The sequence below is a fragment of the Buchananella sp. 103232 genome (assembly GCF_058725725.1).
This window is the reverse complement of record NZ_JBZXJM010000029.1, coordinates 1-12,226: the sequence shown is the minus strand read 5'-3', so window position 1 is coordinate 12,226 and position 12,226 is coordinate 1. Positions and strand designations below refer to the sequence as shown.

Genomic DNA, 12,226 nt, shown 5'->3' with positions numbered 1-12,226 from the left:
ACGAAGGTAGACATGATAACGTAGTCTTGGGACCCATAGACGTTTTTCGTGCGCCGCTTCACTCGAACAACGGCGCCACCACGTACTCGTTGTGGGGGACGGTGGTGAAGACCTCCAGCCCCTTTGGCATCATGCGCCCGGAAACCAGCCCGGCATCCACCACCTGGTCCAGCGTGGTGATCGCAGCGGCCTCCTCCTGGGGCAGGCGCTGGAAGGAGTCCACCGTGGTGGTGTGCCCGGGATCGGCCACCTGGACGATCTTGTTGAACGCTGCGGCCTTGCCGGGCGGCGTCTTGGCTTGAGCGCGGCCAGTGCCTCCATCGCGTCGAGCGAATAGAGAACGTCCATCGCGCCCCGCATGTAGTCCTTGACGTCGGCGGGATCCGAGAACCGGCGCGGGCTGGCGTTTTGCAGTCGGTTGGCGCCCAGCTCGTAGGCGGTGTTCAGGTTGAAGAACGGCGCGTACTGGGAGGTCCCAGGGGTGTTGTCCTCGGTCTCGTACAGGCCGCGCGCGTAGGTCTCGTGGCCCACGTCGGCCCGCCGCTTCAGGCCGTCGAACCACACGATCTGGTCGTAGATGTGGGTGAGCTCGTGGGTGTAGGTGTTGACGCCCGCGCGGCGTTGATGCCCTCTGCGGCGAAGTCGATCGGCAGCTTGCCGGCGTAGCAGACCCCGTCCAGGTCCAGCAGCGCCACCTGGTAGGCCTCGCTTAGCGGCACCTGGCAGCCCAGCAGCACGCCGGGGCGGTACTCCGGCGCGCCGCTCACTTCTCCTCCTCGGACTCCAGGGCCCCGACGTCGAACAGGTCCTCCTGTTCGCCCGCCTCGGTGCCCGCAGGTGCCTTGCCGGCCCGGGCTTCCTTCGTTGCCTCCTCGGCGAGCTGGTCCGCCTCGGCGGCGGCCTCGGCCTCGACCTCGGCCAGCAGCTCGTCCACCTCGGCCTCCACGTCGTAGTTCTGTGCCTGGGCCAGCAGCGCGGCATCGTCGGCGTCGGCCGGCTCGCCGCCCGCCTCTGCCGCCAACTCGCTCACGAGCTCCTGCGCCGCTGCGGCCAGCTCCGCGTCCCCACCATCCAGCTCATCGGCACCATCCAGCTCATCGGCACCATCCAGCTCATCGGCACCGTCCAGCTCGGCACCGTCGAGCTCCGCGCCGGTCTCCTCGCCGTCGGCGGCGTCGGCGGCGGCGGCGTCAGCTTCGTCTGCCTCATCCTGCGCCGCAGCGGACTCGTCGAAGTCCTCCTCGGCGTCGTAGACCTCGACGTCCTCTTCCTCGAGCTCGTGCAGGTTGTACTGCTCCACCAGCGCGTCGGCCTCGTCGTCCCGGCCGAGGTCGCGCAGCCGGTCGGCGCGCACGGACTGCAGGCGCAGCATGGTCTCCTCGTCCAGCTGCAGACCCTCCAGGGCCTGCTCCACCACCAGCAGGGCGGCGTCGAACTGGCCCAGGTCGGCGCGCACGCCGGAGGCCACCATGGCCAGCTCGGCGCGTTCGATGACGTCCATCGAGTAGCGCTCGGCGCCCGCGATGATCTCCAGTGCCTTCTCGGGGCGGCCCAGGGCGCGCTCGGAGTCGGCCTCGATGGCGATGTGGACGTGGCGGCCCGAGAGGCGGCGCAGCGCGCGCACCTCCCGCAGCGTGTCGCTGAAGCGGCCCGAGGCGTAGGCGGCCAGCGCGGCGGCCTCCCGCACCACGTCCACCCGGCCCGCGTTGCGCACGGCGGCCTCCGCGTGGGCCCAGGCCAGCTCCGGGTCGGTGGCCAGGTGGCGCTGCACCATCACCAGGTGCTTGGCGACCACCTCGGCGCTGCGCTCGGACAGCGTGCGCAGGCGCATGCGGGTGGGGCGGTCCAGCAGCTTGTCGGTGACGTCGGCCGGGAACTCCGGGCCGGAGTAGAGGCCCTGGGCCGGCGCCTGGCGCTGGGAGTCCTGGCCCCGCTGGTCGGCGTCCATGCCGCCCTCGCGCTGGGAGCGCTCCGCCTGGCGGGCGGCGAACTTGTCGCGCTCCGTGCGCACCTCACGCGCGTCACCGTCGAAGTCGCGGCCCCAGCCCTGGCGCGGGCCACGCCCACCCTCGGAACGGTCAAAGGAGCGGCGCTCGCCGCCACGGTCGAAGTCACGGCGCTCACCATCGCGGCCCCAGCCGCGCTCGGAGCGGTCAAAGGAGCGGCGCTCGCCGTCGCGGCCCCAACCCTGGCGCGGCCCGCGCCCACCATCGCGGTCAAAGGAACGACGCTCACCGTCGCGGCGGTCAAAGCCGCGCCCACCCCGGTCGAAGTCACGGCGCTCACCATCGCGGCCCCAGCCGCGCTCGGAGCGATCGAAGGAACGTCGGCCACCATCGCGGTCAAAGGAACGACGCTCGCCATCCCGGCGCTCAAAGCCGCGCCCACCCCGGTCGAAGTCACGGCGCTCACCATCGCGGCCCCAGCCCTGGCGCGGGCCACGCCCACCCTCGGAACGGTCAAAGGAGCGGCGCTCGCCGCCACGGTCGAAGTCACGGCGCTCACCATCGCGGCCCCAGCCCTGACGCGGGCCACGCCCACCCTCGGAACGGTCAAAGGAGCGGCGCTCGCCGCCACGGTCGAAGTCACGACGCTCACCGTCGCGGCGCTCAAAGCCACGCCCACCCCGGTCGAAGTCACGGCGCTCACCATCGCGGCCCCAGCCGCGCTCGGAGCGATCGAAGGAACGTCGGCCACCATCGCGGTCAAAGGAACGACGCTCACCGTCGCGGCGGTCGAAGTCGCGCCGCTCACCGCGCGGCGCGCCGCTCTCCGAGCGCTGCGGCCCGGAGGCCCGGTTGAAACGGCTGGAACCAGCCTGCCAGGAGCGATCGCGCCCGCCGTTGTTCTTGTCTTGTCCGTGGCTCATCGCCGCTCCTTACCTGGTCCCATCCTCTTCAGTTCTACCGCGCTCTACTCTATGCGAACCGGCCTGGGCGCGCCGACCTATTGGGAAGTGACGCGTGTCAGTTGGACACCGCGTGGAAAGCGCCCTCTTGCGCGTAGCTCGTCACGGAGTTGGCGCCCCCGGCGATCTCGACGCGCCAGACGTCCGAATCCCGCAGGTAGCTCGCCGTGGCGGGCGGCAGGGTGTCGGCGGTGGCCAGCACGATGGGCGCACCCTCCAGGGCGCAGATGCCGGAGGCGGCCAGCGCGTCCGGGAACGTCACGCCGCTCACCAGCATCGCGGTGCCCGCGTCGGGGAAGAACTGCTCGCCCACGCTCGCGGCGGTGGCGAACCGGTCCGGGCCGGCAAAGACGGCGGTGGGCTCTGCCGGTGCGGTGCCCAGCTGGGAGGCGGCGAGCCCGCCCACCACGTAGCGCCGGGCGGCGTGCGTGTACCACGGGGTCTGCCCGCCCGGCAGGCCGCGCTGCGCCAGCAACACCACGCCGCCGGTCTTGCTGGCGGCGGCACCTGCGGACAGGGCATCGGCGAAGGTGGAGCCGGAGACCACGAAGGCCGGGCAGTTCTGCGCCGGGCAGACCCGCGCGGCGATCAGCGCGGCGGTGTGGAAGCGGGACTGCCCGCCCAGGCGCTCCACCGTCACTCCCATTGCCGCCAGCTGCGCCTCCACTGCCGGCCCGATGGAGCTGTGCCCGCCCACCAGCACCACCCGGGTAAACCCGCCGCGCTGCAGGGCCCTGCGGGTGGCGACCGGTAGGTACGACTGCGCGGAGAGCAGCACCGGGGCCCGCAGCTTCGCCGCCAGGGGCGCGGCGGCCAGCGCGTCCGGGTAGTCAGAGCCGGAGGCGATCACCGCCGTCTGCTCCCACGTGGACTCGCTCGAGACGAATGCCGCCGCAGTGGCGTAGCGGTCTTGCCCCGCCGTGCGCCAGACGCGCGCCGGGGTCAGCTCCAGGCGCAGCAGCCTGCCGCGCCGCTCGATGCCGTACAGCGTGTTCTGGTCCGGGCCCGGCTGCCCGGAACCCGACTGGCCCGAACCCGGCTGCCCGCCCTGGCCGGCCTGCCCGGCCTGCACGATCTCCACGATCTCCTGGGCGCTCTGGGGCAGGCGGTGGCGCGTGGCCAGCAGCCGCCCGCCGGGGCGCACCTCCATGCGCACCAGCCAGGGGTGCTCCAGGAAGACCACCGCGTCCTGCCCCACCTCCACCAGGCGCCCGGTCTGCGGCCCGATGCCCTGGGCCAGGAGCCGGCCCGTGTCCGGGTCCAGTAGGAGCGTCTTGTGGCCGATCGCGGCCAGCAGGATGCCGTGGGGCGTGACGGCGGCGCCCATGAACGCCTTGGTGTCGAACTCGGCGCGCCACCGCACCTCTCCCGTGACCTTGTTGATCCGGGCCACCTCGGCGCGTTCCTCCTGGGCGCTTGCCGCCTCGGCCTGCACCGAGCTGGCGATGAGCGCGTCGGTGCGGCTGAGGTGCTTGACGACGTTGATGGAGCCCTTGCCCAGCGGGTCCACGTGCACCACCGGTTTGGGCGCGCCGCTCCGGCTGGTCGCGATGTAATTCACGGCCCCGCCCGCGAAGCCGTAGTTCGCGCGGGTGCCGATCAGGATGCCGGAGGCATCGACATCGATCGACAAGGGACGGGACTGGTACCTGCGGTCCAGCTTGGCGAGCAGTTCGGCCCGGCCGTCCTTGCCCACGCGCCACACCCACGCGTTGGGGTAGGTGGCGCCGTAGTAGGCGCCCTGGTGGCCCTGCACCGTCTTCAACTCGCCGCTGATGTAGTGGTCGCTGCGCACCCCGTTTTGGAAAATGCCGAGCTTCCACGATCCCGCCACCAGGGCAGTGTCGTCGACCGCCGCCACCGCGCCCTGCACCGGCAGCTCGCCCGTTCCTGCCACGTCCTGGAAGCTGGCGGAGACCACGCTGCTGGCCGCCCAGGGCCGCAGCGCCTCCCAGCCGGCCACATCGGTTGCTGCGGGCGCGGGTACCTGCCAGACGATGCCCGATCCGCTCACGCCCCGCAGGTAGCTGGCCCCGTCCTGTTCCCAGGTGAAGAGACCGCGCGTCTCGTCGCCGTGCACCGGCGTGCCGAGCGCCCTGAACTGGCCGGTTTCGACGTCGCCGAGGTAGATGGTGCCCTCGCTGCGCGCCGAGAAGACGAAGTGCTTCTGGTTCACCGGTGCCACCAGGTCGATGTGGGTGGTGCCGGGGACCTCGATTACGCGCCCGCCGTTTTCTGGATCGTTGCGGTCCACGATGACCAGGCGACCACGGTTCTCCCCCGCTCCCCCGACCACGTGGTCGCCAACCACCGCCAGGTCGTAGACCGACGAGGCCCCCATCTCGGCCAGTCCCAGCGGGATCTCCGTGAACGACGTTCCGCCCGGCCGCAGGAAGAAAAGGCGGGCGCGAGCCGAGCCGGAGGACGTGCCCGCGAAGAGTGTGCCGTCCGGGGCGGTGGCCACGGAGCGCACCATGAGGGCGCCCGGGTGGGGAGTGCCCACCAGGGAGACGCGGTCCGTGGCGGGGTTGTAGCGCAGCACGGCGCCGGGCAACGGGATGCCACCCAGTGGGTCCAGGCGGCCGTAGGAGCCCAGGTAGACCGATCCGTCCGGGGCGGTGGCGGCGTCGAAGGCGCCGATCTTGCCCGGGCCCAGGTAGGGCAGGGCGTTTGGTAGCACCTGGGTGAGCTGGCGCAGCCGGCCGGTGGACAGGTCCTGCTCCCACAGGCTGCTGGGGGAATTGGCGGCGAAGTAGGCCTTGGTGCCGTCGGCGGAGAGCGCGGCGGCCCAGGCGTTGCCGCACTGCGCGCACACCCCGGTTGCGCTGGTGGTCCAGGAGCCGGCGGCGAAGCTGGCGGCGAAGATGTTGAGCGCGCTTTCCCTGCCCCCGGCCAGGATGGTGCCGTCCTGGGTCTGGAGCGCGCTGTTCACGCTCCCGCCGGCCACGCCCACGCCCAGGGAGGTCGCCTCCACGGCGTCTCCGATGCCGATGATCGGCCCCTCCCCGTGGTCTGGCTTGCCGCTGGGCGAGGGCGAGGGCGAGGGCAGGGGCGGGGCCGTCGGTTCCGGCAGGGGCTCGGGCAACACACCGGGTGCCTTGGGCGGCAGGCCCGGCAAAACGTCGTCCGGGCCCACGTCATTCGTCACCGCGTCCCCGCCGCTCCACGGGTCGTGCGGATCGGCGGGATCGGCGGTGGCGGCCGGGGTGGGGTGCACCGGCGCGGCGGCCGCCACGGCAGCGTCGTGCATCCCCGCAGCGGTGCTGGGTGGATTGAGCGTTGTGGCCTCCAGCGACACCGCAGGCGGCACGATAACCGCCAGGCTCGCAACTGCCGCCATTAACGCCAACTTGGCGCCCCGTACCCCGCGTTTAGCCATACCGGTCAGCATAAGGCGTTTTGCCGCGCCTCAAACGGGTCATTTGGCAGGCAAGGCTTTTGCTTTTGCCGGTCGAGCGCTGCGGGTGCCTTTGCGCGGTGGGCGAGCATTTTGCACGACGCTGCCCACGTCGCCCGTCTCTTCATTACGCCGGCACCGCGCCGGGCGCGTTTGGGGGCGGCCGGCCGTCGCGCGTTTTCCCGCCGCTCTTTGGCGCTCGGCTATCACGGCGCGCGGTGGCGATACTGCCGACCTCGTGGCGGGCGTGCCCGCGCGGAGTGTGAGACGCGTCGGAGGGGCCTCTCAGGTGGGGATTGGCGGGTGAACCGATCGTAATATTCTCCCCAAAAGTGTCTATCGCCTTGTGCGAAAACCAAGAATAGGAATGACAGTGGTTTGTCACCCAAACACAACAAAACCTGTGAACCCCGCAGGGCGCCCCTCCGCGCCGCGCTTGCCGCCGCCGCAACCGTGCTGGCACTCATCCTGGCCGGGACCGGCCTATCCGCCACGGCGATCGCGGCCCCCGCAAACAGCGCCTCTGCCGCGTCGACGTGGGACCAGGTCAAGAGCGAATTTCACGCACTGACGTACGTGGACGTGGTGAAGGCCAGCAAGCCCCGAATTCGCGCGCTGGACCCGATCAACGCCCGCATCGCGTTGCGAAAGGAACTGGGCAAAGAACCCACGGAGGCGCAGGTAGAGGCCCGCGTCTACGAAAAGTACATGGCGCAGCTAAACCTGGCCGACTCCTTTTCCCGCCTAAAGGCCGGGCTCGATACCCAGATGCCCCGACTGATCGGCATCGCCCAGCCGCGCGGAATCGACGCCACCTTCCTGCGGAACAACAAGTCCACGATCCTGTTGGGACTGAGACCTACCTGAACCACTACTACGGCTTCAACCTGGCCGGCAAGAGCGCGCTGGAGCGCATGCTGGACGGCCCCCACGCCGCCAGCATCATCAACGTCGCCAACAGCATCGGCACCGCGGGCTACGAATGGCTGCGCGGCTACCAATCCGCCGCGGCCTACAAGCGGTTCCTCGCGGCCATGACCGGGGCGGCCTCCATCAGCGCCTTCGTCGAGGGACAGCTCACCCAGCACGCCCCCGGTCTCTCCCCCAACGACTGGCTGAAGCAGACCTCAAAGGCCGTCATCGTAGACAAGGCCCCCACCCCGCTGTGGGCGAAGTACGCCGGCGACCCGAACCTCGACGACCACCTGCTGGTGCTGCTGGCCCTGTCCGGCCCCAGCGTCTACGTCGGCAACATAACCGAGACGCTCTCCTACGGCCTGACCTCCACCTACGGCGGCCCCTCCGCCCAGTTCGACGCCACCCTGGAGCGAGCCCTGACCGAGCAGACTGCGTTCTGGGCCTTTTGGGAGCGGATGAGCACCACCAAGAACGACTACCGCAACACCGCCCACGTGGTCTCCTACGACACCCTGAAGCGTGCCCCCTCCACCGGCAACACGGCGTCCAAGCGCTGGTCGCCCGAGTACGGGGAGGCCACCGACCCCGGGGTGCGGGAGTTCATCGTCCCCCTCAACAAGTACAAGCCCTTCACCTCCGCCTCCGGCGTGGCAGAGGGCACCGACATCCGCTACTGGCTCTCAGAGGCCCTCACCCGCAAGGGCGTCAACACCTACACCCACGAGCTCACCCACATCTACGACCAGATCGTGTGGTTCAACGGCCTGAAGCGGCGGGCCGACGTGGGCCACGAGACCTACGCGCGCGGCCTGTACGAGACCGAGGACAACACCCCTGGGACCTCCCAGTACGCGCCGTTCTTCAACCTGAACACCGCCTACGAGCTGGGCGCCAACCGACTGCAAAACGCCAGCCCGCGCCGGTTCTCGGATCCCGCCGACGTCAAGGACTACATGCGGGGCGCGATGGACGTTCTCTATTCGCTCGACGCGATGGAGGCACTGGCCGCGCTCAAGCTAGACGCCGCCGGCAAGGCCGCAGCGTTCAACAAGATCGTCCAGGTGGCCGATCCCGGGCACACCACCACGGTGGACTCCTTCCAGCGCCTGCCCCAGGAGGAGGCCGCTGCGATCACCACGCTGGACCAGGTGGTGGATGCCGGGCTGGTTTCCGGGCGCATGATGCCAAAGGGGCTGGAGGTCTTCACCACCGTCCCCCACAACGAGTACGTGGTGGCGCCGTTGTTCGAGCCCATCTACGCCGGGCAACAGACCGACGCCGGAGCGGTTGGCGGCATCTCCTTCCGGCGCTACGCCCACGAGCTCCTGGCGGAGTACGGCTGGCAGGACGGTCTGATCGGCTACGTGTCAAACAAGTACCCGAACGACGCTGCCGCCCTGGCCGCCATCATGCCCGAGCACGGCGGCAACATGGCCACCTTCAAGAAGGCGATGTTCCAGCGCCGCGTGAACAAGTTCGCTGACATGAAGCCCGCCGCCGGCTTCAACACGGCCGCCGAGATGCAGGCGGCCATGGACGCTGCGGTGCGCGCCGACGTGGCCAGGATCCAGGCGGGCAACTCCCCGGACCTGAACAAGGGGCTGGCCGGTGGCGGCACCGAAGTGCACGCGCTCAAGGAGCGCATCTTCCGCACCTACCTGCTCTCCACCGACGACTTCCGCACCTCTATCTACGCCCAGCGCGCCGGTTCCTTCACCGCCAGCGCCGACCTCACCTTGCTCGACGAGGCCAGCGGGAACCCCACTCCTCTCGGCGAGCGCGCCTTCCAGGTAAAGGTGGTGCCCTCCCCCGCCAACGACGCGGCGGGCTACGCGGGCGTGCCCACCCAGCCGGTCGCGTTCGCCAACGGCAGGGCCGAGCTGGGCACCTGGAGCTTCACCAAGGCCGGGACCTACACCTTCACCTACACCCAGGTGCGCGGGACCAACCCTAAGGTCCGGTACGACGAGACCGCGTTCACCCAAACGATCACGGTAGCGCCCGACCCCGCCAACGCCGATCTCTTCACCGTCACCTCCGTGCTGAAGACCGGCGAGCGGGTGGTGGACTCGGTGAGGTTTACCAACCTGCTCAAGCGCCCGGTGATCATCGAGGAGCGCTCCACCCGCACCGAGAAGATCCCGATTGAGGACGAGATCGTGGAGGACCCCACCGTCCTGTCCACCGAGCCCGACGTGGTCATCCGCCCGGGCCGCGAAGGCGAGCGCACCATCGTCACCCTGCAGCGCTTCCGGGACGGCGAGCCCCTTGGGGAGCCCGAGGTAATCTCGACCACCATCACCATCCAGATGGAAACCCGCCAGATCAGGCGCGGCACCAAGCCACCGGTGACGGTCACGCCGACGCCGACCCCGACGCCGAGGAATCAGGCGCCGGCGGTGACGGTCAGCCCGGATCGCCTCGAGGTGTTCCAGGGGGCTCCCTTCGAGGCCGCCGTGACGGCGGTGGACGCCGACGGGAGCGTGGCTGCCGGGCCGCGCCTCGCTGCCGACGCCCCCGGCTGGGCGCGCGTGGTCGGCACCAAGATCAGCGGCGTGGTGCCGCTGCAACAGGGCGTCGGCGCGGTCACGGTGAGCGTGGAGGCCGTGGACAATGACGGCGCGACCGGCACTGCGGCCCTCACCGTGGTGGTGAAGAAGAACCACGCTCCGCTGATCGAGGTGGCCGACGCTGCCGTTGCGGCCGGAGCGAGCATCCAGCTGCCCGTCCGCGTGAGCGACCCCGATGGCCACAGCGCCCAGGTTCGCCTGACCGGTGCCACCCACGGCCTCAGCCTGGACGCCCAGAACCGCATCGTCGGGACGGCGCCTGCAGGTGGGAAGGTAATCAGCCTCACCCTGCTGGCCGTCGACGAGTTCGGCATGAGCGCCACTAAGACGGTCACCATCACCGTGAACGCGGCCGCCCCCAGCTCCTCCCCGACGCCGACAGTGCAGCCGAGCGCGACGGCGAAGCCGAGCTCCACGCCGGCTCCCAAGCCCAGCGCCACGGCGAGCGCCACGGCGAGCGCCACGGCGAGCGCCACGGCGAGCGCCACGGCGGCTCCCAAGCCCAGCGCCACGGCGGCTTCCGGTGCCTCCGCGACGCCGACGCACCTGCCGCAGCCCGGCCCCAGGGTTGTTCAGCGCTTCGCAGGCACCAACCGCGTCGACACCGCGCTTAAGGCGTGGGTTGGCGGGGACTTCACCAGCAGGTCGGTGGTCATGGCCAATGCCTTGAGCTTTGCCGACGCCGTTGCTGCGGGGCCACTGGCCGGAGCGTTGGAAGCCCCCGTGGTCCTGACGAACGGTAAGACGCTGGAACCCGCCATCTTGACGGCAATAAAGGAGAAGGGCATCGACCACGTGGTCCTGGCGGGTGGAACCGCAGTGATCTCGGCGCAGATCGAAGCGAGCCTGCGCGCCAATGGGATCAGCGTGCAGCGGCTTGGTGGTACGAACCGATACGCCACGGCAGTGTCCCTGGCCACCGAAACCGCCAAGCTGGTGCAGGTGGAGAAGGTGATGGTTGCCGACGGCACCAACTTCGCCGACGGCCTCACCTCGGGCGCCGTGGCCAAGCCCGCCAAGGCGGTGGTGATCTACTCCCAGAGCAGGATCCTGCCGGTCCAGTCCCGCACCTACCTGAACGCAAACGTCGGTAAGAAGCTCTTCGGGATCGGCGGTAGCGCGGTGGCCGCGTTGGACTCCGCAGGATGGACCGCTGGCTCCAAGTCCACTGCCGTCGTCGGTGCCGATCGCTACGCCACGGCCGTAGCCATCGCGAATACCTTCGCACCTACCGCCACGGAATTCGTGTTCGCCACGGGCAAGGACTTCGCCGACGCCCTTTCCGGAGCCGCCCTCGCATCGCGGCGCGGCGGTGTGCTGATGCTCACCACGACCTCGGGATTGCCGACCTCGGTGGACTCCTACGTGCGGGCACGTTCTCCGCAGCGAATCGCGATCATGGGCGGCACCAACTCGGTGTCCATGACCGTTGAGCGCGCACTCCGCGCGATGATCCGCTAGCCGGGGAGCAGAAAGGGGCGGTGGTCAATCCGTTTCATTGGATTGACCACCGCCCCTTCTCCATTCCTACTCGGCCCCGCCCGCCTTCCGGGAATCGAGTGCACGGCTCCAAAGCCACAAGCCCACGTCCGGACCACCCGCTCTTCACACGTAAAGGTGGGGGCGCTGGTGGGTGCTGGCAGCCTGCCCCCGCTGCGTACAAGCGTGCGGTCGGGGTACATGCGACCGGCCGGCGCGATCGCTCCGTGCCTTAGCATCGCCGAGTTGCGCGCAGCCACCAACCGGGGCCTTGCGCAAACGATTGCGCCGTTGTTGCAGTCATTAAGCCGTTGTTGTAACTCTTACAGCGTTGGGCGACCTATTGCACCTTTAGTCGGCCCCGTAGCGCCACAAGAGGTGCAAGAAAGCTACGAGCACGACAGCAAGGGCGAAACAGGAAACATAAAGGCTCAACCGTTTGCGCAATGCCCGCCCGGCCGCTGCGCCGGTCCCCCAGTCAGCTCGACGTTTGGGTCTTCGTCTGGACGTTTGAATGCTCGGCTCGACGTTTGGGCTGGTCTTTCGTCGAGTTGAGGCATCGAACGTCGAGTTGGGGCATCGAACGTCGAGTTTCACGCTCCGTGTGTGGCGCCCCTGGATCATTTGGTTGATGACACCCCACCGGCGCTGCGCCGGTCCCCCAGTCGTCTCGACGTTGGGCCCTTCAGCTCGACGTTCGGCTTTTCAGCTCGACGTTCAGCCCGTCAACTCGACGTTTGGGTTGGTTTTTCGTCGAGTTGAGGCACCGAACGTCTAGTTGGGGTGTCGAACGTCGAGTTTCACGCTCCGTGTGTGGCGCACTTGGCTCATTTGGTTGATGACGTCCCACCGACGCTGCGCCGGTCCCCCAGTCAACCAGACGTTGGGCCCTTCAACTCGACATTCAGCCCTTCAACTCGACGTTTGGGCTGGTTTTTCGTCTAGTTGAAGCTT

At 69.4% G+C, this 12,226-nt stretch carries 6 protein-coding genes and 1 pseudogene; 2 read left to right on the top strand and 5 right to left on the bottom strand.

Annotated features, from left to right (window positions below):
- Positions 1 to 58: 58 nt before the first annotated feature.
- From AC4PWQ_RS04680 to AC4PWQ_RS04660, 5 genes and pseudogenes are all read right to left on the bottom strand, one after another.
- Complete coding sequence (locus AC4PWQ_RS04680) at positions 59 to 250, bottom strand: hypothetical protein (protein ID WP_492089915.1); 192 nt, start codon at positions 248 to 250, stop codon at positions 59 to 61.
- A 104-nt stretch (positions 251 to 354) separates the two neighbouring features.
- Positions 355 to 564: pseudogene (locus tag AC4PWQ_RS04675) on the bottom strand (ZmpA/ZmpB/ZmpC family metallo-endopeptidase); the annotation flags it as partial.
- Entirely contained in the window at positions 546 to 767 is a 222-nt protein-coding gene (locus tag AC4PWQ_RS04670; protein WP_492089914.1) for a hypothetical protein, read from the bottom strand. The gene AC4PWQ_RS04670 and the pseudogene AC4PWQ_RS04675, both read right to left, overlap by 19 nt.
- The gene (locus AC4PWQ_RS04665; RefSeq protein WP_492089913.1) at positions 764 to 2,869 is read right to left on the bottom strand and encodes a hypothetical protein; all 2,106 of its coding nucleotides are present in this window, start codon (positions 2,867 to 2,869) and stop codon (positions 764 to 766) included. Before AC4PWQ_RS04665 ends, AC4PWQ_RS04670 begins: the two co-directional genes overlap by 4 nt.
- A gap of 97 nt (positions 2,870 to 2,966) precedes the next feature.
- Positions 2,967 to 6,287: a cell wall-binding repeat-containing protein gene (locus AC4PWQ_RS04660; RefSeq protein WP_492089912.1), complete on the bottom strand. Its 3,321-nt coding sequence runs from the start codon at positions 6,285 to 6,287 to the stop codon at positions 2,967 to 2,969.
- A gap of 471 nt (positions 6,288 to 6,758) precedes the next feature.
- On the opposite strand from AC4PWQ_RS04660, the gene AC4PWQ_RS04655 reads away from it, so the two are divergent.
- Both AC4PWQ_RS04655 and AC4PWQ_RS04650 read left to right on the top strand, forming a co-directional pair.
- Positions 6,759 to 7,172, top strand: coding sequence for a hypothetical protein (locus AC4PWQ_RS04655; protein WP_492089911.1), 414 nt, complete (start codon positions 6,759 to 6,761; stop codon positions 7,170 to 7,172).
- A gap of 47 nt (positions 7,173 to 7,219) precedes the next feature.
- Entirely contained in the window at positions 7,220 to 11,254 is a 4,035-nt protein-coding gene (locus tag AC4PWQ_RS04650; RefSeq protein ID WP_492089910.1) for a ZmpA/ZmpB/ZmpC family metallo-endopeptidase, read from the top strand.
- Positions 11,255 to 12,226 lie beyond the last annotated feature (972 nt).